This is a genomic window from Nesterenkonia natronophila (genome assembly GCF_003595215.1).
Lineage (GTDB): Bacteria > Actinomycetota > Actinomycetes > Actinomycetales > Micrococcaceae > Nesterenkonia > Nesterenkonia natronophila.
Genome location: NZ_QYZP01000003.1, coordinates 531,978 through 552,257 on the forward strand (window position 1 = coordinate 531,978; position 20,280 = coordinate 552,257).

At 62.6% G+C, this 20,280-nt stretch carries 22 protein-coding genes and 1 tRNA gene; 10 read left to right on the top strand and 13 right to left on the bottom strand.

Annotated elements, in window-relative coordinates:
* Positions 1-18 precede the first annotated feature (18 nt).
* On the bottom strand, positions 19-987 hold the full coding sequence (locus tag D3250_RS11420) for a 2-hydroxyacid dehydrogenase (protein ID WP_119903493.1): 969 nt from the start codon (positions 985-987) through the stop codon (positions 19-21).
* 117 nt (positions 988-1,104) lie between these two features.
* Between D3250_RS11420 and D3250_RS11425 the strand changes: the two genes are divergently transcribed.
* From D3250_RS11425 to D3250_RS11440, 4 genes are read left to right on the top strand one after another with little or no spacing between them, the layout of a single operon-like run.
* Positions 1,105-1,806 (top strand): NUDIX hydrolase, encoded by a 702-nt coding sequence (locus D3250_RS11425; RefSeq protein ID WP_119903494.1) that lies wholly within the window; start codon positions 1,105-1,107, stop codon positions 1,804-1,806.
* Entirely contained in the window at positions 1,803-3,077 is a 1,275-nt protein-coding gene (gene nadA / locus D3250_RS11430; protein WP_119903495.1) for a quinolinate synthase NadA, read from the top strand. The genes D3250_RS11425 and nadA overlap by 4 nt, the downstream gene beginning before the upstream one ends.
* Before the next feature lie 38 nt (positions 3,078-3,115).
* Complete coding sequence (nadC, locus tag D3250_RS11435) at positions 3,116-3,952, top strand: carboxylating nicotinate-nucleotide diphosphorylase (protein ID WP_225973295.1); 837 nt, start codon at positions 3,116-3,118, stop codon at positions 3,950-3,952.
* Positions 3,949-5,058, top strand: coding sequence for a cysteine desulfurase family protein (locus D3250_RS11440; RefSeq protein WP_119903497.1), 1,110 nt, complete (start codon positions 3,949-3,951; stop codon positions 5,056-5,058). Before nadC ends, D3250_RS11440 begins: the two co-directional genes overlap by 4 nt.
* A gap of 20 nt (positions 5,059-5,078) precedes the next feature.
* Here the strand turns inward: D3250_RS11440 and D3250_RS11445 are convergent, their stop codons facing one another.
* Together D3250_RS11445 and D3250_RS11450 are read right to left on the bottom strand one after the other, a co-directional pair.
* Positions 5,079-5,486 (bottom strand): DUF294 nucleotidyltransferase-like/CBS domain-containing protein, encoded by a 408-nt coding sequence (locus D3250_RS11445; RefSeq protein ID WP_119903498.1) that lies wholly within the window; start codon positions 5,484-5,486, stop codon positions 5,079-5,081.
* Positions 5,483-5,785: an STAS domain-containing protein gene (locus D3250_RS11450; RefSeq protein WP_147383532.1), complete on the bottom strand. Its 303-nt coding sequence runs from the start codon at positions 5,783-5,785 to the stop codon at positions 5,483-5,485. Before D3250_RS11450 ends, D3250_RS11445 begins: the two co-directional genes overlap by 4 nt.
* A 186-nt stretch (positions 5,786-5,971) precedes the next feature.
* Here D3250_RS11450 and D3250_RS11455 point away from each other — a divergent pair, with 186 nt between their 5' ends.
* Positions 5,972-6,703 (top strand): GAF and ANTAR domain-containing protein, encoded by a 732-nt coding sequence (locus D3250_RS11455; RefSeq protein ID WP_119903500.1) that lies wholly within the window; start codon positions 5,972-5,974, stop codon positions 6,701-6,703.
* A gap of 21 nt (positions 6,704-6,724) precedes the next feature.
* On the opposite strand, the gene D3250_RS11460 is transcribed toward D3250_RS11455, so the two are convergent.
* On the bottom strand, positions 6,725-7,459 hold the full coding sequence (locus D3250_RS11460) for an SOS response-associated peptidase (RefSeq protein ID WP_119903501.1): 735 nt from the start codon (positions 7,457-7,459) through the stop codon (positions 6,725-6,727).
* 117 nt (positions 7,460-7,576) lie between these two features.
* On the opposite strand from D3250_RS11460, the gene D3250_RS11465 reads away from it, so the two are divergent.
* The 3 genes from D3250_RS11465 (at position 7,577) to D3250_RS11475 (ending at position 9,050) form a co-directional block, all read left to right on the top strand.
* Complete coding sequence (locus D3250_RS11465; RefSeq protein ID WP_119903502.1) at positions 7,577-7,816, top strand: DUF6480 family protein; 240 nt, start codon at positions 7,577-7,579, stop codon at positions 7,814-7,816.
* 42 nt (positions 7,817-7,858) lie between these two features.
* Positions 7,859-8,548, top strand: coding sequence for an SDR family NAD(P)-dependent oxidoreductase (locus D3250_RS11470; RefSeq protein WP_119903503.1), 690 nt, complete (start codon positions 7,859-7,861; stop codon positions 8,546-8,548).
* Positions 8,549-8,672: 124 nt separating this feature from the next.
* Positions 8,673-9,050, top strand: a complete 378-nt coding sequence (locus D3250_RS11475; protein ID WP_119903504.1) for a DUF1622 domain-containing protein — start codon at positions 8,673-8,675, stop codon at positions 9,048-9,050.
* Positions 9,051-9,064: 14 nt separating this feature from the next.
* Here the strand turns inward: D3250_RS11475 and D3250_RS11480 are convergent.
* Positions 9,065-9,138: transfer RNA gene (locus D3250_RS11480), tRNA-Pro, on the bottom strand.
* 189 nt (positions 9,139-9,327) lie between these two features.
* Between D3250_RS11480 and D3250_RS11485 the strand changes: the two genes are divergently transcribed.
* The gene (locus D3250_RS11485) at positions 9,328-10,770 is read left to right on the top strand and encodes a serine hydrolase (RefSeq protein WP_119903505.1); all 1,443 of its coding nucleotides are present in this window, start codon (positions 9,328-9,330) and stop codon (positions 10,768-10,770) included.
* A 6-nt stretch (positions 10,771-10,776) separates the two neighbouring features.
* Here the strand turns inward: D3250_RS11485 and der are convergent, their stop codons facing one another.
* The 8 genes from der to D3250_RS11525 all read right to left on the bottom strand — a co-directional run bounded on the left by der (position 10,777) and on the right by D3250_RS11525 (position 19,477).
* A complete protein-coding gene (der, locus tag D3250_RS11490; protein ID WP_119903506.1) occupies positions 10,777-12,309 on the bottom strand; it encodes a ribosome biogenesis GTPase Der in 1,533 nt (510 codons plus the stop codon).
* Entirely contained in the window at positions 12,309-12,971 is a 663-nt protein-coding gene (cmk, locus tag D3250_RS11495) for a (d)CMP kinase (protein WP_225973315.1), read from the bottom strand. The genes der and cmk overlap by 1 nt, the downstream gene beginning before the upstream one ends.
* 50 nt (positions 12,972-13,021) lie before the next feature.
* Positions 13,022-14,152: a prephenate dehydrogenase gene (locus tag D3250_RS11500; protein ID WP_119903508.1), complete on the bottom strand. Its 1,131-nt coding sequence runs from the start codon at positions 14,150-14,152 to the stop codon at positions 13,022-13,024.
* Positions 14,145-15,080 (bottom strand): pseudouridine synthase, encoded by a 936-nt coding sequence (locus D3250_RS11505; protein WP_225973296.1) that lies wholly within the window; start codon positions 15,078-15,080, stop codon positions 14,145-14,147. The genes D3250_RS11500 and D3250_RS11505 overlap by 8 nt, the downstream gene beginning before the upstream one ends.
* A 48-nt stretch (positions 15,081-15,128) precedes the next feature.
* The gene (gene scpB / locus D3250_RS11510) at positions 15,129-15,752 is read right to left on the bottom strand and encodes an SMC-Scp complex subunit ScpB (RefSeq protein ID WP_119903510.1); all 624 of its coding nucleotides are present in this window, start codon (positions 15,750-15,752) and stop codon (positions 15,129-15,131) included.
* A complete protein-coding gene (locus D3250_RS11515) occupies positions 15,745-16,575 on the bottom strand; it encodes a segregation and condensation protein A (RefSeq protein ID WP_225973297.1) in 831 nt (276 codons plus the stop codon). The genes scpB and D3250_RS11515 overlap by 8 nt, the downstream gene beginning before the upstream one ends.
* Positions 16,576-16,577: 2 nt before the next feature.
* A complete protein-coding gene (locus D3250_RS11520) occupies positions 16,578-17,465 on the bottom strand; it encodes a ParA family protein (protein WP_119903512.1) in 888 nt (295 codons plus the stop codon).
* 92 nt (positions 17,466-17,557) lie between these two features.
* Complete coding sequence (locus D3250_RS11525; RefSeq protein ID WP_119903513.1) at positions 17,558-19,477, bottom strand: acetate--CoA ligase; 1,920 nt, start codon at positions 19,475-19,477, stop codon at positions 17,558-17,560.
* A 160-nt stretch (positions 19,478-19,637) separates the two neighbouring features.
* Here D3250_RS11525 and D3250_RS11530 point away from each other — a divergent pair, with 160 nt between their 5' ends.
* Positions 19,638-20,279 carry a GntR family transcriptional regulator gene (locus D3250_RS11530; protein ID WP_119903514.1) on the top strand — a complete coding sequence of 214 codons (642 nt, stop codon included), beginning with the start codon at positions 19,638-19,640 and terminating at the stop codon, positions 20,277-20,279.
* The last annotated feature ends 1 nt before the right edge of the window (position 20,280 follow it).

A 20,280-nucleotide genomic window follows, 5' to 3' on the forward strand; every position in this document is an offset into this window, starting at 1 on the left:
CTGGGAACTAACCCGGGATCAACCTACGGGGGTAATGGGCTGTTCTCCATTCAGTACAGCGATTGCGTTCCGGAACGCAAGAGAGGCCATTTCATCGCGGGTGACGTCACCCGCGGAGCCGATATGCGGAAGCATGACCACCTGCTCCATAGTGCGAAGCCTGGGGTTCGTCGCCGGCTCAAACTCGTGGACATCCAGCCCTGCTCCACCGAGGTGTCCGGAGTCTATGACATCAGCCAAGGCTTCCTCATCCACCAAGGGCCCGCGGGCGGTGTTGATCAGGTAGCTGCCTGGTTTCATGGCTGCGAGCTGCTCGGCGCCGATCAAGTGCTTGGTGTCCTCGGTCAGCGGGCAGTGCAGACTGACAATATCCGCAGTCTCCAGCAGCTCATCGATGGAGGATGCGGGGCTCACGCCCAAGCTTCGGGCGTCGTCGTGATGTGCCCGCCGCCCGGTGGCTATGATCGTCATGCCGAATGCTTGGGCGCGTTTGGCTACCGCCATGCCGATTCGCCCCAATCCCAAGATCCCCAGCGTGGCACCAGCGGAGACATCGAGACCCACATAGCTTTCCGGACTCCAGATCCACTCGGTGCCGGTGCGGATGAAACGGTCCCCTTCGGCCACGCGCCTCGTGGTGGCGAGCAGTAGTGCCAGAGTCAGGTCTGCCACTGCCTCGTCCAGGACCCCAGGGGTGTTGGTGACAATCACGTTGCGTTCAGCTGCAGCGTCCAGATCAATATTGTCGTAGCCGACGGCCACATTAGCCACTACTTTCAGCTGGTCTCCGGCGGCGTCGAGGACCTCGGCATCGATCCGGTCGGTCACGAGGCTGATGATGGCTTCAGCACCCTGGACAGACTCTAAGAGCTCCTGGCGTGTAGGCGGTAAGCCTGAGGTGCGGTGAACACGCAGCTCGCCGGGTAGTTGCTGACGGAACTGTTCTACGACATCGCCCAGCGGGCGGGTGAGATAGACGTGACCCATGCCTCACAGAGTACAGGGGGCACCCTCGAATGACTTCAGGTTGACCTGACCACAACTAGTAAGGGATAGTGTCAACTAAACCAGAAGTCCTTCAGATGTGATCCCCAGGGCGGTGAGATGTCCGCAGAACCGGAACAGCACCTGGTGCTGGCTGTTTCCACAGTGATCTTTTCGCTGCGTCCGCACCCGGACACTGGCGAGTTCACCCTCTGGCTCCCCCTAGTGCGCCGCATCCGCGAGCCCTTCAAGAACCGATGGGCGCTGCCCGGGGGGCCCCTGGACAACACGCATGACCTCTCGGAGTCGGCCAAGAGGACAATGCATGAGACTACTCGGGTGCAGCCGCGCCACCTCGAGCAGCTCTACGCCTTTGGTGATGTTGACCGATCCCCGCAGGCGCCCGAACGAGTCGTATCAATCGTCTACTGGGCGCTGGTCCGTCAGGATGAGGACCTCCAAGTGGTGGACGCCGACAACGTGGAGTGGCACCCGGTGGAGGAGATTCCTGGCCCGTTGGCGTTCGACCATGATCTGATAGTCCGCTACGCAGTGGACCGGTTACGTGCCAAGGTCACCTACTCCCCCATCGCGCATGCCTTCCTGCCCGATGAGTTCTCTCTGGCTGACCTGCGGCGGGCCTACGAGGCGATCCTGAACCGGGCACTGGACCCGTCGAACTTCCGCCGCCAGATCCTGTCTCAGGGCACGGTGGAGGACACCGGACGCAGGATGACCGGCACCGCGCATCGTCCACCAAAGCTCTACCGCTCCGCACCGCAGAGCAGCCGCTACGCACTCACCATTAAGGAGAACCCGTGACCGCGTCTGTCACACAACGAATCGACCTGGCACCCACCAGGTCCTGCAACCCAGAACTGGCCGCTGGCCCCTGGGCGTTCGACTCACAGCCCGGCTATGGGCCCGGCGCTTCACAGGCCGACCCGATGCCGAGTCCAGTCACGCACCCGGGACAGCTGCCGCAGGCCTACCGGGAGATGTCCTCAGATCAGCTTCATGACAGGATCCGCCGCGCGAAAGCGATCTTGGCCGAGAGGTTAGTGATTCTAGGTCACTTCTACCAACGCGACGAGGTGGTTCAGCACGCCGATTTTCTGGGTGATTCATATCAACTGGCCAAGGCTGCGCTGTCCAAACCGGAAGCGGAGCACATTGTCTTCTGCGGGGTGCACTTCATGGCGGAGACCGCCGATATCCTCTCTGCGGCTGACCAGCAGGTCATACTGCCGAATCTTGCAGCCGGGTGCTCGATGGCGGATATGGCCGACGAGGACTCCGTGGAGACTGCGTGGGAGGAGATCTGCGAAGTCTATGGGGTGGATCCGCATCATGTGACACCCGGACCCGACGGCAAACTGCCGATTCTTCCGGTGACCTACATGAACTCCTCTGCAGCGCTGAAGGCGTTCTGCGGCCAGCATGGTGGGATCGTGTGTACATCTTCCAACGCCTCGGCCGTGTTGGAATGGGCATTCGAACGCGCCCACCGTGTGCTGTTCTTCCCCGACCAGCACCTGGGGCGCAATACGGCCAAGGCCATGGGTGTTCCGCTAGAGCAGATGCCCCTGTGGAATCCGCGCCGACCCTTAGGTGGCAACAACCCAGCTGACCTGCAAGAGGCCAAAGTCCTGCTGTGGCACGGATTCTGCTCGGTGCACAAGCGGTTCAACGTCCGCCAAATAGCGAAGGCCCGGGCCGAGCACCCGGGCTGCCGGGTCATTGTGCACCCGGAGTCGCCAATGCCGGTGGTGGACGCCGCCGACGCCGCAGGCTCCACCGATGCAATCAGAAAATATGTAGCAGCCAGCTCACCGGGGGACGTGATCGCCATAGGCACTGAGATCAATCTGGTAAATCGCCTCGCTGCTGAATACCCGGATCGGACAATCTTCTGTCTGGACCCGGTGATCTGTCCCTGTTCCACCATGTACCGCATCCATCCCGGCTACCTGGCATGGGTGCTCGAGGAGCTGGTGGAGGGCCGCACACCGAATCAGATCAGCGTCTCGGCAGACGTGGCACAGCCCGCGCGAGTTGCCCTGGACCGGATGCTGGCGGCCGTACCCAGATGAACACACGAACGGGATCGGGTAGTCTGTCGACGAGCCACATGGACCGTGTGATCCATCTCGCCTTGGCGGAGGATGTCCCGTTCGGGGACCTGACTACTGAAGCGTTCGTGCCGGAGCATGCTCAGACGCAGGCGTCGCTCCGAGCCCGCGAACCAGGTGTGCTTTCCGGCGGAGAGGTTTTTGCTCGGGCGCTGCAGGCGGTCGATGGCAGAGTCGGCGTTGATCTCATACACTCTGATGGCGCCGAATTCAGCGCCGGCGATCTGCTGGCCCGGATCCACGGGCCGGCGCGCGGAATCCTCACGTGCGAGCGCACCGGGCTGAACCTTGTACAGCGGATGTCCGGGATCGCGACGCTGACAGCTCAGTTCGTGGACGCAGTGCGAGGCACGAGCGTCCGCATCACTGATACTCGGAAAACGACGCCGGGCCTGAGGGTGCTTGAGCGGTACGCGGTCCGCTGCGGCGGTGGGCATAATCATCGGTTTAGTCTCTCCGACGCGGTGATGGCAAAGGACAACCATCTGGCAGCAGTCTCTGCCTCGGGGACTGATCTGGCCCAGGCGATCCGTGAAGCCAAGACCCGACTGCCGCACACTGCCCATATTGAAGTGGAGGTGGATCGGATAGGGCAGATTCTTCCCGCACTGGAGGGTGGGGCCAACACGATAATGGTGGACAACTTCGGCCTCGATGAGACGGCGCATGCGGTGCAGCTCATTGCCGGGCGCGCTTGCGTGGAAGCCTCCGGCGGGGTCACTTTAGAGACCGTCGGCGCGATTGCGCGCACCGGTGTGGATGTGATCAGCGTGGGCGCACTGACTCACAGTGCTCGAGCGTTGGATCTGGGGCTCGACTTCGAGGTCAGCACATGATCTACCTGGATGAGGCCGCCTCAGCGCCGCCCCGGCGTGAGGTGCTGGAGGCGATGTGGCCGTATATGACCAGCAGTTTTGCCAATCCCGCCAGTCGGCATGATCCCGGCCTGGAGGGCGAACATGCGGTGGAAGACGCTCGCCGGAGAGTAGCGAAGCATCTGGGAGCCCGACCGGCGGAAATTGTGTTTACGTCTGGGGGCACCGAGTCGGACAACGCCGCAGTGAAGGGCCTTGCCCTTGCGGACCCCCGGGGCCGGCATGTGCTCGTATCGGCTATTGAGCACCCGGCGGTTCTGGAGTCCGCTGCGTGGTTGGGCCGGCTGGGGTTCGCCGTGGAGTGGATCCCGGTCGAGGCTGACGGCACGGTGACCCCGGAACGACTGGAGGCGGCCCTACGTCCCGACTCCACGCTGGTCAGCGTACAGGCGGCCAATGGCGAGATCGGAACTGTGCAGGACGTCACTGCCTTGAGCGTTGTCACGGCAGCATACGGGGTGCCCTTCCACACTGATGCAGTGCAGGCCGCCGGCACAATGCCGCTGCGGGTCGATGACCTCGGCGTACAGGCACTGAGTCTTGCCGGCCACAAGCTCGGCACGCCGAAGGGTGTTGGGGTGCTGTACGTGCACCGCCGTACCGCGTGTGAGCCGCTGATCCACGGTGGTGGTCAGCAGCGTGGACGTCGCGCTGGAACAGAGAATGCAGCCGGAGCCGTGGGAATGGCCGTGGCCCTGGAGTGCGCAGTCGGAGCTGACGTGGCCGGCTGGCGGCGTCGTCGTGATATGTTCATTGCCGCTGTCGAGGAGGCTGTGCCCCAGGCACGACTCACGGGACACCGCACTCGGCGCCTACCGGGACATGCCTCCTTCGTTTTCGCTGGACGCAGTGGCGAGTCCCTTCTGCTGGATCTTCAGCAGCAGGGGGTAATCTGCTCGTCCGGTTCGGCATGTTCGGCTGGCAGTAGCGCTCCTAGCCCGGTGCTGCGCGCGCTGGGACTTTCCGCCGATGAGGCCCATAGCGCGGTGCGTTTCACATTCGGACATGACCTGCCGGAGGAGGCGCTCGAACGGACTGTGGAAGCCCTCAGACAGGCGGCGCGGTGACTCTTGAACGAGCGCGCTGATCACTCCAAGCGTTCGGTCATCTCGGAGGCGGGCTCGTTCAAGCTCTCCGCGAAAACCATGTTCGGGTAGAGGATTCCGACGGCCCGCTCATCCTTAATCACCGCGAACGGACGGGCGCCCCCGGCACGGTATAGGTCAACCACGTCTTCAACACTGTGATCTGGCCTGACCGACTCAAACTCCTCCGGGATGACGCAGGCGCAGCGTTTCTTCTGCCACGTTTCGGGATGCTCTGCCACTATCTGCGCAACATCTGCTTCTGTAATCAGACCCCGCGGCAGGTTGGACAGACCGAGCACCAATACAGCGTTGTCCTCACCGCTGACGAGCTGAGCTGCTTCAGCAAGGGAATGGGTCACCGACACTGCGCTCGTGATCGGGGACATGAGGTCACTGACGTAAGTCACGGCAGCACCTTCGCTTCCTCCAATGGCAAAGCCGGAAACTCCACAGCGGGTTCCGGTAGTCCCAATGCCTGGCGCACCTGGGTGAGGTAGAGCTGAAGAGCAGCGAGTCCTGCGGGTTCAATGTTCTCGGCACCCTGGAGGTCCAGAACCAAGTCCGGACATGCCGCAGGGTGAATGCCCCGGTCCAGAGCAGCGGTGAGGGCTTTCGAACTCTCGAGCGTGAGACCGCCCGAGAGCGAAAGGCGCAGAGGCCCATTGATATCTGAGAGGCTGATATCCAGCCGAGATGAGTGCTCCATGAAATTCATCAACCCTTGGGAAATTACGACAGGAGCCCTCTGCTTGAGCAAATACCAGGCTACCAGATCGTCCAAGTCCGAATAAGGCCCCTCGGCTGGGCAGAGGTCCCTAAGAGTACTGACTGGCGTAGAGTCCCAATTAGTATTGGATCTCCGGAAATGTCGGAGTAGGGAACGGAGACTGCTGTGGAGACTCTCGAGGACACACGCGACTTCTCGGCTGAGCTGAGCCAGCTGCTGATGCACGATCACGACATCGTCCAGGTGCTGAACTCCCTCGCCAAGATGGCCGAGCATCGCTTGTCCAGCGGTCGCACCGTACGGTGCGGAATTGTTCTGGAACGTCCTAGACGGAACATCGTGGTGGCGAGCGGCTCTGCCGAAGCCCAGCAGATGGAAGAGACTCAAACTGGGTTCGGCGACGGCCCCTGCCTGGAGGCCCAACGCACAGGAAACGTGATCAGAATCCCTGACGTGCGCCATGAGCGCCGCTGGCCACCGTATATGGAGGAGGTGCGCAAGAACGGTCCCTTGAGTGTCCTCGCGGTCCCCCTGAAGATTGACGCTTCATCTACCGCTGCTATGAATTTCTACTCCTACGAGGCGGGAGATTTCGCCGACGACTCTTTGGAGGTCGCGGTGGAGTTCGCCAACACTGCCTCCACGACGGTGGCCATAGCTCTGCGGATCGCGGAGCATTCTGAGACCGCTGAGGACCGTAAGCGCGCCATGGAGTCTCGCACCACGATTGATATTGCGGTCGGCATCATCATGGGGCAGAACCGATGCAGCCAGGACCAGGCCGTGCAGATCCTGAAGAGGGCTTCCAATCACCGCAACATGAAGCTGCGTGAACTTGCCGAGCAGATCATCAGCAAAGTGGGTGAGGCTGCGCCCTCGACGAGCTTCGAGTCCTAGGAGAGGCGCCCCGGCGCAGGATTAGCCCCGCTGCAAAGGTGCTATCAGCTCAGGTGAATTGTGACGGACGTTGCCGACCTCACGCCCCACCTCGTAGATCTCCCAACCCGAGGCAACCTCCAGTGCCTCAGCGCGTACTTGGAGAAGGAGCAGCGCAGCGTCGTCCTTGTCCAACTTTTCAGCACTCAACCACTCACTGAAGTGTTTGGGCCCCAGCGGCAGTGGCATTCTGTCGTGCAATGCGGCGAGATCATCGAGCACCCCGCCTGGCCCAGGCTCGGGCGAGGGTCCGGTCAGAATACTGGTGGACAGCACCCATTGGTCAGCACTGGGGTCCTTCCACCACTCATAGAGCCCGGCGAAGGTGATGAGTCGCCCGTCAGCGGGGCGAATAACATGGGGGCGCTTCTGGGTTCCCTCGGTCAGCCATTCGTAGTAGGCGTCAGCCGGCACAGCGCAGCGTCTGGACCGCACAGCAGCACGGAACGTCGGCTTCTCAATCACAGTCTCGCTGCGGGCGTTGAAGGTCTTGTACGACTGTTTAGCGTCCTTGGCCCATCCGGGCAGTAAACCCCATCGGGCCACGTGAATCTCACGGCGCAGCTCGTCTTCATCGAGGCGCTCCACCACGATCGGCACATTGGTGGTGGGGGCGACGTTCCAAGATGGCCGAACTTCCGCACCTTCTGCCAGATGGACACCGAGGTCAGCTGCGAGGTCGGCCCCGGCACGGGCTTGGACGTATCTGCCGCACATAAAACGACCATACGCCGCAGCCCGCTCATGACGCCAGACTCAGCGCGGAACGACTCACCGTCTTCACGGGGTCGCGGAAGAGCTGGTCAGCACAGACCTAACTAGTACGATGTGCCTATGAGCGAACGTCACCCCGAGCCCGGACCGGGCCCAGAAGATTCACCAGGCCTCGATTCCGGCGGCAGCGTGCGGCCCGGCGACACCCCACCTGACGCAGGCACTACTGATGATCAGAGTCACGGGGCGCCGCCAGCCAAGTCACCCAGTGGCGCCAAGCCCCTCATCATTATCGGGAGCATCGGCGTCGCCATCCTGCTACTGATCTTCGTCGGCTATATCGCAGGTATCATCGCCTGACCCACGGCGAGCGTGTGAGGTGGCTGATGAGAAAGGTTCCGTATGACTGCGAACGTGGAGAGCTCAGAGCAGAAGACGGCGCTAGTCACCGGTGCAAGTAGCGGAATCGGCCGCGAAGTCGCACGCCAACTAGCGCAGTGTGGGTGGCGTGTCATCGCCGTCGCCCGGGGCGAAGAGCGTCTGAAGCAGCTGGCCGGCGAAGTACCTGGAATCGAGCCACGCCCGGCAGATCTGACCACGTTCCCCTACCCGGACCTGATCCCCAGCCGCGTCGACGCACTGGTCCATGCCGCAGGAATCGTCCCAACCGGGTCGGTCGAGAGGGCAACGCCGGAGGACTGGAGCTCGGCATTCACCCTCAATGTGACCGCCGGGGCAGAACTCGTGCGCCTATCCCTGACCAGTCTGCGACAGCGCCGGGGAACGGTCGTATTCGTCAACTCCGGCGCAGGAGTTACTCCCCTACCGCGCAATACCGTCTACGGAGCCACCAAACATGCCCTGCGCGCACTTGCCAACGGCTTGCGACAGGAGGAACAGGAGCACGGGGTACGGGTGACGTCTGTCTTCCCAGGTCCCACCGACACCCCCCTGTTCACGGGCAATGTCGATCGGGCTCGGCTGATTCGGCCTTCGACTGTGGCGCAAGTGATCGTCAACGCCATCACCGCAGGCGACGACACTCAACTCACCGAGATCCAAGTACGCCCGCGCCAGGAGCTCTCCTGGTAGAGATCCGCCAGACGCTGACGGCGACACAACGCTCACCTAGTGACGGCCAGCAAGTTCGTTACACCCCGACCACCACGCCCTCCGACTAGGAGCAGGCACTCCGATCCGGCCTACGAGGGAAGCTATGGACTTCGACACAATCATCGGCTACATCGGCCAAGCCGTCGACGCTGCCGGAGTGGCAGTTATGGTCGTTGGCATCGGCGTCGCCTCCGTCGTTGCCGGCTGGAGGCGCCTGCGCAGCAAGAGTCCCGTTTTCGACGACTACCGCCGCTGGGTCGGGAAATCCATTCTGCTGGGATTGGAGATTCTCATCGCTGCCGACATCATCCGGACAGTAGCTGTAGGTTTCGCCCTAGACGCGATTCTAGCGTTGGGTCTGATCGTCCTCATCAGAACATTTCTGAGCTTCACCTTACAGCTTGAAATGACCGGCCGCTGGCCGTGGCAGACTTCCGCCGCGGGGCTTCGCAGAGAATTGTCGGACGATCCATCTCCGTAGTACTTTCCACAATGTCGGGCTAGCGGGATTTGAACCCACGACCTTCCGTCCCCCAGACGGACGCGCTACCAAGCTGCGCTATAGCCCGTAATTGCGCTTCAGGGGTCCAGCAAAGCTGCCCAAAGCACCGGAATAGTCTACATGATGAGCAGAGCATTTCTGACACCAGGCAGTGGTCCCGCACCTGAGAATTTTCTGCGACCCGTGATGAAATCGTAACTCTCACAAGTGACGGAAATCCCAGGTCGCCGCCCCAGACCTGGATACCGTACCCCTTATGCACTCGCGTCTTCCCCATTTTGCGGGTGTGCCCGGACGGCTCTCCGTTGCTGCAGCTACTGCAGCTCTGGTGGTCTCCGGTTGCGCACCGAACTTCCACGCCACCGAGCCCTCCACCATGGCGCCGACGAGCGACTCCCAGGACCTCCCACAATCGGTGAAGAGCACTGCGGACACCACCATGCGAGACGCCGCCGCGGCTGTGGTGCAACAAGTCGCCGAGCATCAGCCGCAGGCTCCCGGCACAAGGACTGAGGAGCCCGGTCCCGAAGACGCTGAGGAAAGCCCCTTGGAGGGGAATGCCGATTCCGGTCACCGGGAGCAACCGACACCAGAGGTATCAGTACCCTCGGACGAGCTGGAGGACTGGGCTGATTCGCTCGCCCGCGCTCGCGAGGTCGCTGAGCAAGAAGAGGGCCAGCACCAAGCCGAAGTGGAGGAAGAAGCCGGCCGTCAGGCCCAGACTGAAGCTGACACCGAGGACGAAGCTCAGAGCGACGCAGAGGCGGAGCAGGAGACAGAAACAGAGACAGAAGGACCTGCCGAAGAGGAATCAGCCGAACAAGAGCACGCAGAACCCGACACAGAAGACCCCACCGAAGAAGAACCCGCCCAACAAGAGCACGCAGAACCCGACACAGAAGACCCCACCGAAGAAGAACCCGCCCAACAAGAGGATCCCGATCCCGAACCTGAGCCGGAGCCGGAGCTCGAAGAGCCAACACCGGCACCTGAGCCCCCTGCAGAGTCTCCAGAGGTTAGCTTCGACGGGGATCTGGACGCTTTCCTCACCGAGACAGCCAACGTCTATCCGGGGCGGATTTCGATCAGCCTCCAGGAAGTTGGCGGTCAATCCCGCAGTGGTTCAACCGGGGGCGCAGATTCGTTCGTCACTGGAAGCACTTATAAGCTGCTCGTGGGGTACAGCCTCATCAGAGAAGTGGAATCCGGCGAACGCAGCTGGGAGGACACAGCGCTAGGCGACCGGGACCTGGCACAGTGCTTCAATGACATGCTGGTGATCAGCGACAACCCATGCCCAGAGGCCATCGGGCCTGAGATTGGCTGGACCGAAATTTATGCCGACGCCGCCGCTGTGGGCGCCACCAACACTTCAGGAGGCGAAGGTGGGATCCGTACAAACGCTCATGACCTCACCCGTTTCATGACAAGTCTGGCCACCGGCTCCATGTCGATGAGCGACTCAGGGCACGAGCGTCTACGCAATGCATTGGCCGCCAATGTGCACCGGCAGGGCATCCCCGCCGGTTCCACCGGCCGTGTACTGAACAAGCCCGGGTTCATCAACGGCAACCTTCATGACACGGCAATCGTCCACCACCCGGCAGGAACCTACGTGCTGACTATTCTCAGTCAGGGCTCCAGCTGGAGCTCATTGGCCGGAATCACCCGGGACATAGAGTCCGCCCTCTACCGCTGAGGATGTTCAGCGGCGTTTGCGCTTCTCCCGGACGCGCATCTGGACCTCGATCGGAGTTCCGCTGAAGTCGAAGGTCTCGCGCAGCCTGCGGATGATGAACCGCCGGTAGCCCGGGTCCAGGAATCCCGTGGTGAAGAGGACGAACGTCGGCGGACGGGTAGACGGCTGGGTGCCGAACAAGATCCGTGGCTGCTTCCCACCTCGCACCGGGTGCGGATGAGCGGCAACGAGTTCCCCGAGGAAGGCGTTGAGGCGTCCGGTGGGAATCCGCTGCTCCCAGTTCGCCAGGGACCTCTGCAGAGCTGGGGCGAGCCTGTCCTTATGCCACCCGGTGAGCGCGGAGATATTAACCCGCGGAGCCCACGAGATGTGCGCCAGATCCCGCTCGATCTCGCGTTCCAGGTAATACCGGCGCTCATCATCCAGTAGGTCCCATTTGTTGAAGGCCAAGACCACAGCCCGGCCGGAGTCCAGGGCCATCTGCACGATCCGCACATCCTGCTCGCTGACCGGCTCCTCCACTGACAGCAGGATCACCGCCACCTCAGCACGCTCCAGTGCGCGCTGGGTGCGGAGCATCGCGTAGTACTCTGAACCGGACGCCATGTGCTGACGACGGCGGATCCCTGCCGTGTCCACAAAGGTCCATTCTTCGCCGCCGAGCTCGATCAGCTCGTCCACAGGATCCCGTGTTGTACCGGCGACCTTGTCCACCACCACACGTTCGGCGCCGGCGAGCTTATTGAGCAGCGACGACTTCCCCACATTGGGCCGCCCCACCAGCGCCACCCGGCGCGGTCCGCCCAGGGGCACCATTCCCCCGTGCTGGGCGGTCTGCGGCAAGTGCTTCAGCGCCGCGTCCAACAGGTCACCGGTTCCGGTGCCGTGCAGAGCAGAGACTGGAAACGGTTCTCCCATACCGAGGTTCCACAGTGGGTAGACCTCGGACATTTGGGCGCTGGAGTCAATCTTGTTGGCCACCAGCAGCACCGGTTTCTTCTTCCGGCGGAGCATCTTCACTATCGCCTCATCTACCGCGGTCGCCCCGACAAGGCCATCGAGGACGAACACCACAGCATCAGCCTCATCCACCGCAAGCTCAGCCTGTTCAGCCACCCGTTTGTGCATACCCTTGGCATCGGCCTCCCAGCCGCCGGTGTCGACCAGGGTGAAGTCACGGCCGTTCCACTCGGCCGGGTAGGATACGCGGTCTCGGGTCACCCCTGGTACGTCTTCGACCACGGCTTCCCGGGCCCGGATGATCCGGTTGACTAAGGTGGATTTCCCCACATTAGGGCGTCCAATGATGGCCAGCACCGGTGGTGCGGGCACATACGGACGGCTTTCGACGTCGTCGGCGTCCACATCCAGCAGCGCTGAGTCGTCTGGGGCGAGCTCGTAGTCCGCCAGTCCCGCGCGAAGGGCAGCGGCACGGGCTTCGGCCTCTTCCTCCGTGATCGCAGCAAGCCGCTGAGCTAGCCGCTCGTCGTCTCCGGACGGTACGTATTCCTCCCCGGTGTCCTGCGAATCGTGCGCCATCAGCTCCTTGCTCCCTGGGCAAGTTGCACCCGGCTAATCAGTGAATCAACTGTCTGCTGAAAACTCAGTTCTGAGGAGTCCAGCACAGCCACCCCATCGGCAGCTACGGTGAAGTTCGACGCCGCAGAATCCTTTGTGTCACGGTCCAACACCTGCCGCCGCAGCGCTTCATCGTCCTGGGTGCCGCCCAACTGGGCTCCCCGACGGCGCAGCCTGGCCTCGGCAGAGGCGGTCAGCAGCACCCGCACCTGCGCGTCCGGGGCCACCACGGTGGTGATGTCGCGACCTTCTGCCACGATGAAACCCTCCCGGTCAATGATGGCGCGCTGGGCGGCGATCAGCAGCGCACGCGCTTCCGGGTTGGTCGCCACCTGTGACACTTTCTCCGAGATGAGGGCCACGCGGATCGCTGCGGTGACATCCGACTCACCCACGGTGATGACCTGGTGGTCTGGGTTAGTAGAGATGTTCAGCGGAAGTTCCTCGACAGCGACCGCCACCGCTTTGTGATCGTCGAGATCCACCTCCTGCTCGAGGCAGTACCACGTGGCAGCCCGGTACATGGCACCGGTGTCCAAATAGGCGGCACCGAGTGTGGTGGCTGCTGCCCGACAAACGCTTGACTTGCCGGACCCTGAAGGACCGTCGACAGCCACCACCATGCGACCTGTGTACTGGGGGGCCTCAGGAGGCACCTCATCAGTGTGTGTACTCACGAAAGAACTACCTTCCATCCCATAGTCGTCAACGCGTCCGCCAATTCGTTGCGGCGGGCGGGCAGCACCGAAAGTTCCACCATACCGACTTGGTGGCCAGCCGAATGTGCCATATGCAGGTCCTCGACGTTGACTCCGACATCTGCGACGTCATTAAGGACAGCGGCAATCTGTCCAGGTCGGTCGTCCACGATCACAGTGAGCTGCGCGAAGGACTGCGGAGGGGCACCGTGCTTGCCCGGCACCCTGGCCACCCCAGCGTTGCCCTCAGCAATGAGTTGGGCGATGTCCGCCTGACCCCCGGGGGCCGCCGGGTCCTCAAGGGTGCTGATCAGCCTTTCCACGTCGTCCCGCACTCCGTACAGGATCTCCACCACATGGTGAGCGTTAGCGCTCAGGATCTGCACCCAGAGGTTGGGGTCGCTGGCAGCGATCCGAGTGACATCGCGCAGGCCGTTGCCGGATAGCGCCAGCGCGCCAGGCGCAGCCTCTTGGAGACGTGAGGCCACCAGGGAAGCGGCGATCTGCGGCAGGTGCGAGATCAGCGCGACGGATTCGTCATGCTTGACCGCACTCATCTGGTGCGCACTGGCACCCAGCCGCCGCGCCAGGGCGGTGACGGAATCCACTGCATCGGGGTCCGAGATCTGTTCCTCTGTGTGGGGGTTCACCGCCGGGCAGATGACCCACGGCATGGAGGTGAACAGCTCTCCACGTGCGGCCACCGGTCCGGACTTCTCGCGTCCAGCCATGGGATGTGTGCCCACATACCGGCGGAGGTCCTCGTACGTGAGCGGGTGATCATCATCCTTGGCCCAGTGCAGGAGGTCCTGCAGCACCGCTGCTTTCACGGAGGCGATGTCCATGACGACGCTGCGCGGGTGGGTTTGCAGCGCCTGGGCCACCTCCTGAGCTGTGACTTCTGGTGGGGAGGCCACCACCACCAAATCAGGCTCATCCGCAGAGGACAATAGGGTGCCAGCGCCCACATCTTCTGCGATGCGCTGTGCAGTGGGCGACGGGTCGGACAGCCACACTTGGTGACCGGCGGCGCGCAGTCCCAGGCCGATGCTGGTGCCCAGCAGGCCGGTTCCGCGGACTAATATGGTGGCGCGCCGCTCAGCCATTTTCAACGCCCCCGGCCAAGTCTTGCAGGTGGCCGATCTCCTGCTTCTCCAGGTCGCGCAGGGTGCCCTGCGGCTGATCACCGATGACGATCTTGCCGATCGCCGTGCGAACCAGCCGTGTCACCGGGAAGCCGATGTGATCGAACATCCGCCTCACGATCCGGTTCCGGCCCGAATGCAGGGTCACCTCGACCATGGTGCGAGACCCGGTGGAGCCGATCACCCAGCAGCGGTCCGCAGCGATTGGGCCGTCGTCCAGCTCGATACCGGCCTGGAGCAGCTTGGCGGTCTTGACCGGCAGCTCCCCCTGGACTTCGACCATGTAGGTCTTGGGGACCTCGTAGCGGGGGTGGGTGAGCCTGTTGGTCAGGTCACCGTCATTCGTGAGCAGCAGCAGGCCCTCTGTCTCATAGTCCAATCGACCCACATGCACCAGCCGTGCCTCGCGCATGCTCTCATCCAGATAGTCCCCGACGCAGCGTCTGCCCTCCGGGTCCCGCATGGTAGTCATCACTTTGGCCGGCTTATTCAACATCACATACCGGTGCGTGACATCCAATGTGACGCGCACGCCGTCCACATGGATCTTCGCGGTGTCTGGATTCACACGTACTCCGGGCTCAACTATCACTTTGCCGTCGACGGTGACCCGTCCTTCGGCGATGAGATCTTCACACACTCGGCGCGAGGCTACCCCTGCTTGGGCCAGAATCTTCTGAAGCCGGGTGCCGTCCTCCTGATGCACGGAACGGAAGTTCGCCTCGGCCTCATCGGCGCGGATCTTCACGGGCTTGGGCTCTGCGGAGATGAGGCGCTCTGGTTTGGTCTGAGCGAACGGCCCACCGTCGGAACCTGGTTTGGGGGTGCGGGCGGCCCTTGCGGCGCGCTGCGGCGGGGCCTTCCGGCCCTTCTTCCCCGAAAAAGTCATGCCGGCCATCCTACCGCCCGGAAGAGGTCTGACAGTCTCCGCCCATGGTCACACCTCAGGGTGATCATGCTCTTCGAGATCTTCGACCCCGGGAAGGTGGGGCGAAAGTCGAGGAAGGTCCGCCAGGGAATCCAGGCCCAGCCGTTCGAGCAGCTGCGCGGTAGTCACATAGAGTGTGGCCCCGGTGACCGGGTCATGGCCGGCGGTGTCCAACAGTCCGCGCTGGACCAGAGTCCGCACCACACCGTCAACATTGACTCCGCGTATCGCCGAGACTGCAGAGCGGGCGACTGGCTGCCGATAGGCGATCACAGCCAGAGTCTCCAACGCCGCGGCCGAGAGCCTGGAGGTCTGAGCGCCCAGGACAAACGCTGAGACCTGTTCCGCGAAGCGGGCCCGGGAGTAGTACCGCCACCCACCGGCGACCTCACGCAGCTCGTAGCCGCGCTGCCTGCCACCCGCCGCGCCGTCTGCTTCGGCCCGCAGCTGATCCAGCAGCACCACCACCTGGTGCTCAGACACATCCACAGCGGCAGCCAATTCCGCCGGGGTCACCGGCTCCTCCGTGACCATAAGTACCGCCTCCAATGCGGCGAGGTGTTCGTCATGCGAGACCAGCTGGGGAGAGTCAGCCTCCTCCAAGGCCGGATTCCGGCCCTCTGCATCACTCATTATTGCCCCCATCCCATTCCACCCCGGCCCGGGCGATGGCGTGCGCGGCGTCGTCGCTGCTTTCACCGGCCCAGGTGACGGTCAGCTCGCCCAGCGGTGACTGCTGGTCAAACTCCACGGCCCGGTCTCGGAAGAGCTCCAGCAGTCCCAGGAAGCGAACAACGACCACAAGCCGGCTCTCCGATCCGGCGACCAGCTCCTGAAACCGGCAGGACCCTGCGCTGCGAAGCTGTTCGGCCATGGCTGCCATTTCCTCTTGGATGTTCACCGCTTGGGTGTGCAGGTGCTCCATCGCAACGTGGTCAGGTTCCAACTGCTGGCGCATCAGTGCGTGTTCTGCGAGCTCTTTGAGCTCCTCAGGGGTGGTCTTCCACTCCAATTCCGGCAGCAGGTGAGCCATATCCGGATGTGCGCCCGGGCGGCGGGGGTACCGGCCGGCATTGTCAGCCACGGCCGCGCCCATCTGCTCTGCGATCTGTTTGAACGCCTTGAACTGCAGCAGGCGGGCGAAGAGCAGGTCACGAGCCTCCAGGACAGCGATGTCCTCCTCAGACTCAACCTCAGATCCGGGCAGCAGCTGCACAAGTTTCATGTCCAGCAGGGTCGCCGCCACAAAGACGAAGTTGGACGACTCATCCAGAGCCCGCTGCGCATCAAGGGTGCGCACATAGGCGATGAACTCATCGGTGACCTCGGCGAGCGCGACTGTGGTGATATCCATCCTGCGCTGAGCGATCAGTCCCAGGAGCAGATCGAACGGCCCGTCGAACCCGTCCAGACGTACCTGAAACCCGGAAGCGGCCTCAGCTTCAGCGGAAAGCATGCCTACGGCGAGCATCCTCGGCTGATCAGTTCACGGGCCAGCTGCCGGTAAGCCTTTGCACCGTCGTGTTTGGCTGCGTAACTGGTGATCGGTTCGGCCGCGACTGTGGCGTCTGGGAACTTCACCGAGCGTTTAATCACTGTTTCGAAGACCTTTTCACCGAATGCCTCCACTATCCGCTGAATGACTTCCTTGGAGTGCGTGGTGCGCAGGTCCACCATAGTGACCAACACGCCGTCAATCTCCAGGTCGGGGTTGATGCGATCCTGGACTTTCTCGATGGTGTCCTTGAGCAGAGCAACCGCGCGCAGCGCGAAGAATTCCGCCACCAAAGGAATGAGGACTCCGTGGGCAGCGGTCAGCGCGTTGACGGTGAGCAGCCCCAGTGAGGGCTGGCAGTCAATGATGATGACATCGTAGTCGTTGCGGACCGGGCGCAGCGCACGCTGCAGTACCTGTTCGCGGCCGACCTCGGTCACCAGCTGGACCTCGGCGGCGGAGAGATCAATGTTGGCCGGCAGCAGATCCACTCCGGGCACGTGGGTGGAGACCAGCGCGTCGTGAATGGTGACATCTTTCTCCATCATCACGTTGTACACGGTGGTCTCGAGATCGTGCGGGTTGGCGCCGAAACCTGCTGAGAGTGCACCCTGTGGGTCGAAATCAACCATGAGGACCTTGCGCCCATATTCGGACAGCGCGGCGGCCAAGTTGATCGCCGAGGTCGTCTTTCCAACCCCGCCCTTCTGGTTCACCATGGCGATGATTCGAGCCGGGCCATGACTCTCCAGCGGTTCGGGGTCCGCGAAGTCATGCTTGGGGCGGCCGGTGGGGCCGATGATCGCCTCACCTTGAATGGTGAAGAGCGTTCGCGGCTGATCGGCGTTCACGTGCGGCCCTCCGGTATATCTGATGCGACGGCTGTCGATGTCCAGACCAGATTACCGTCTGAAGCGTTTCGGGCAAGGCGCAGGTTCAACCCCTACAAGTTCCTGCGAAGCACAGGAAGCAGATCGTCAATCACCCCCGCGTCCTCGATCGTCGAGGGCACGATGTAGTCCTTGCCGTCAGCGATCTGGCGCATCGTCTTGCGCAGGATCTTCCCGGATCGAGTCTTCGGCAGTGCGGGCACCACGGCCACCTCTTTGAAGTCGGCCACCGGGCCGATGCTTGACCTCACGTGGGCCACCAGCTCCTTGCGCAGTTGATCCTCAGAGATGTCCGCTCCAGTCTTCAACACCAGGAAGCCTGCTGGACGCTGACCTTTGAGCTCGTCGGCCAGGCCTATCACCGCGCATTCAGCCACGGCCGGGTGCTCAGCTACTGCCGCCTCGATTTCTCCAGTGGAGAGTCGGTGGCCGGAGACGTTGATGACGTCGTCAGTGCGGCCCATAACAAAGATGTAACCGTCCTCATCGACGTACCCGGAATCCCCGGTGGTGTAGTAGCCCTCGAAAGCACTCAGATAAGAGTCGACATAACGGGCGTCGTCGCCCCACAGCGTGTAGAGAGTGCCCGGTGGGAGTGGCAACTTGATCGCAATGTTGCCCTCCTGCCCCGCTGGCAACGGCTCCCCCAAGGGGTCCAGCACCGAGATGTCGTAACCTACCATCGGCAGAGTAGCGGAGCCCACCTTGATTGGAAGCTGTTCGATGCCCACTGGGTTCGCGGCGATGGGCCACCCGGTTTCCGTCTGCCACCAGTTGTCGATCACCGGCACATTCAGTGCCTCGCCGATCCAGCGCTGAGTCTCTGGGTCCAACCGCTCCCCTGCTGAGAAGAGGTACTTCAGGCTGGTGATGTCATATTCGCCGACTGCCGCGGCGTCAGGGTCCGCTTTGCGGATCGCTCGCAGTGCAGTGGGGGCAGTGAAGAGGGAGGTGATGCGGTGCTGCTGGACCATCCGCCAGAATGCTCCCGCATCCGGAGTGCCGATAGGTTTTCCCTCATAGAGCACGCTGGTAGCCCCCGCCAGCAACGGCGCGTAGACGATGTAGGAGTGGCCCACCACCCAGCCGACGTCAGAAGCGGTGAGCAGCGTCTGCCCCGGTCCGACGTCGAATATCGCCGGCATCGACCAATTCAGCGCCACAGCGGTTCCGCCCTGGTCCCGTACCACTCCCTTTGGCTTGCCGGTCGTCCCCGAGGTGTAGAGCACATACAACGGGTGGGTGGCGTCGACGCTGGCCGGTCCGGCTGGTTCAGCCTGCGCGGTGACGGCCTCCCAGTCATGCCATGCAGCCGCAGTCAGCTGGGAGACCTCCTCCACACTGGATTCGAACCCATCACGGTGGACGACGATGACGTCGCGCACTTGATGCTCGGCACGCTGGACTGCCTCTGCCACTTTGGGCAGGTATTCGATCCGGCGGGAGGGTTCGACGCCGCCGGTGGCGGTGAGCACAGTGTCGGGAGCGGCGTCGTCTATCCTGGCGGCAATCTCTCTTGCGGCAAATCCGCCGAAGACCACCGAGTGCACTGCTCCCACTCGGGCGCAGGCCAGCATGGATATCACCGCCTGCGGGATCATGGGCATGTAGAGCAGCACCCGGTCCCCTGATTTCACGCCGAGTTCAGAGAGGGCCCCGGCTGCTGCGGAGACCTCGTTCAGCAGTTCGGAATAGGTGTAGGTGCGGGAATTTTCCGTCACTGCGGAGTCGTAGATCAGGGCAGCCCGGTCCCCGTGTCCGGCCGCGACATGGCGATCGAGCGCATTATGGGTGATGTTGAGCTTACCGTCAGGAAACCAACGGTAAAGCGGTGCGGCAGAGTCATCGACAGCGGTGGTGGGAAACATGTCCCAGTCCAATCCGGCGGCTGCCTCAAGCCAGAACGCCTCCGGCTCAGTGATGGACTTGTGGTGAGTCTCACGGTAGGAAGTGGAGGTTTGAGAGAGGGACATAAATACTCCTTCGCACAGCAACAATGGTGTGGCGTCAGTCACTTGTAGTGTAGCCCGCACATCTAGTCTTGTATACACAGACTGCACGGATCGCCCGAAAAATGACCCCTTTTTCTGGTAGGGAGTGCCTAAACGGGTCATTCTTGTATACACTGCAGGTATGCGAGCCAGTGATACTGCCTACACTGCCCTACAGGAGGACATCCTGGAGGGCCGCTTAGCCCCCGGCACAGTCCTGGGTGAAGTTGGGCAGTCGGAGCGGCTCGGTGTCTCCCGCACGCCTATTAGGGAGGCGTTCTCCAGGCTGATTGCCGCCGGTCTGGCTGTTCAACACCCCGGGCGCGGGACTGTGGTCAGCGATATTTCACTGGAGGACGTGGACCGCCTATTTGAAGTCCGCATCCCCCTCGAAACGCAGGCCGCAGGGTTAGCCGCACAGCGCGGAACCCCGGAGGTCTTCACCGCCCTGGCCGAAGAGTTCCGTCAGGCAAAGCTCGCGCCCGAGGCTGAGAGCCACTACAAGTTGGCTGCCCGTATGGATGAGGCCATCGACACGTCGGTGGGCAACCCCTACCTAAGCACCATGCTTGCCAACCTCCGCGTGCACCTGATCCGGGTGCGCCGCCTGGCAAAGGATCAGCCTGAACGGCTGGCTGAGTCAGCCGCAGAGCACCGAGACATTTGCCTGGGCATCGCCTCCGGGGACTCTCAGATGGCTGAGGCTGCTACGAGCCTGCACCTGCGTCGAAGTCTTGCCTATATTTCCGAACTGCGACAAGCCGAACCGGTACCGTCACCATGAG

What these genes read in the sequence shown, in the direction of transcription:
- D3250_RS11420 (WP_119903493.1), bottom strand. Translation starts at nt 987, where the DNA reads ATGGGTCACGTCTATCTCACCCGCCCGCTGGGCGATGTCGTAGAACAG.
- D3250_RS11425 (WP_119903494.1), top strand. Translation starts at nt 1,105, where the DNA reads ATGTCCGCAGAACCGGAACAGCACCTGGTGCTGGCTGTTTCCACAGTG.
- nadC (WP_225973295.1), top strand. Translation starts at nt 3,116, where the DNA reads ATGGACCGTGTGATCCATCTCGCCTTGGCGGAGGATGTCCCGTTCGGG.
- D3250_RS11440 (WP_119903497.1), top strand. Translation starts at nt 3,949, where the DNA reads ATGATCTACCTGGATGAGGCCGCCTCAGCGCCGCCCCGGCGTGAGGTG.
- D3250_RS11450 (WP_147383532.1), bottom strand. Translation starts at nt 5,785, where the DNA reads ATGGAGCACTCATCTCGGCTGGATATCAGCCTCTCAGATATCAATGGG.
- D3250_RS11460 (WP_119903501.1), bottom strand. Translation starts at nt 7,459, where the DNA reads ATGTGCGGCAGATACGTCCAAGCCCGTGCCGGGGCCGACCTCGCAGCT.
- D3250_RS11465 (WP_119903502.1), top strand. Translation starts at nt 7,577, where the DNA reads ATGAGCGAACGTCACCCCGAGCCCGGACCGGGCCCAGAAGATTCACCA.
- D3250_RS11470 (WP_119903503.1), top strand. Translation starts at nt 7,859, where the DNA reads ATGACTGCGAACGTGGAGAGCTCAGAGCAGAAGACGGCGCTAGTCACC.
- D3250_RS11475 (WP_119903504.1), top strand. Translation starts at nt 8,673, where the DNA reads ATGGACTTCGACACAATCATCGGCTACATCGGCCAAGCCGTCGACGCT.
- D3250_RS11485 (WP_119903505.1), top strand. Translation starts at nt 9,328, where the DNA reads ATGCACTCGCGTCTTCCCCATTTTGCGGGTGTGCCCGGACGGCTCTCC.
- der (WP_119903506.1), bottom strand. Translation starts at nt 12,309, where the DNA reads ATGGCGCACGATTCGCAGGACACCGGGGAGGAATACGTACCGTCCGGA.
- cmk (WP_225973315.1), bottom strand. Translation starts at nt 12,971, where the DNA reads ATGGTGGTGGCTGTCGACGGTCCTTCAGGGTCCGGCAAGTCAAGCGTT.
- D3250_RS11500 (WP_119903508.1), bottom strand. Translation starts at nt 14,152, where the DNA reads ATGGCTGAGCGGCGCGCCACCATATTAGTCCGCGGAACCGGCCTGCTG.
- D3250_RS11505 (WP_225973296.1), bottom strand. Translation starts at nt 15,080, where the DNA reads ATGACTTTTTCGGGGAAGAAGGGCCGGAAGGCCCCGCCGCAGCGCGCC.
- scpB (WP_119903510.1), bottom strand. Translation starts at nt 15,752, where the DNA reads ATGAGTGATGCAGAGGGCCGGAATCCGGCCTTGGAGGAGGCTGACTCT.
- D3250_RS11515 (WP_225973297.1), bottom strand. Translation starts at nt 16,575, where the DNA reads ATGCTTTCCGCTGAAGCTGAGGCCGCTTCCGGGTTTCAGGTACGTCTG.
- D3250_RS11525 (WP_119903513.1), bottom strand. Translation starts at nt 19,477, where the DNA reads ATGTCCCTCTCTCAAACCTCCACTTCCTACCGTGAGACTCACCACAAG.
- D3250_RS11530 (WP_119903514.1), top strand. Translation starts at nt 19,638, where the DNA reads ATGCGAGCCAGTGATACTGCCTACACTGCCCTACAGGAGGACATCCTG.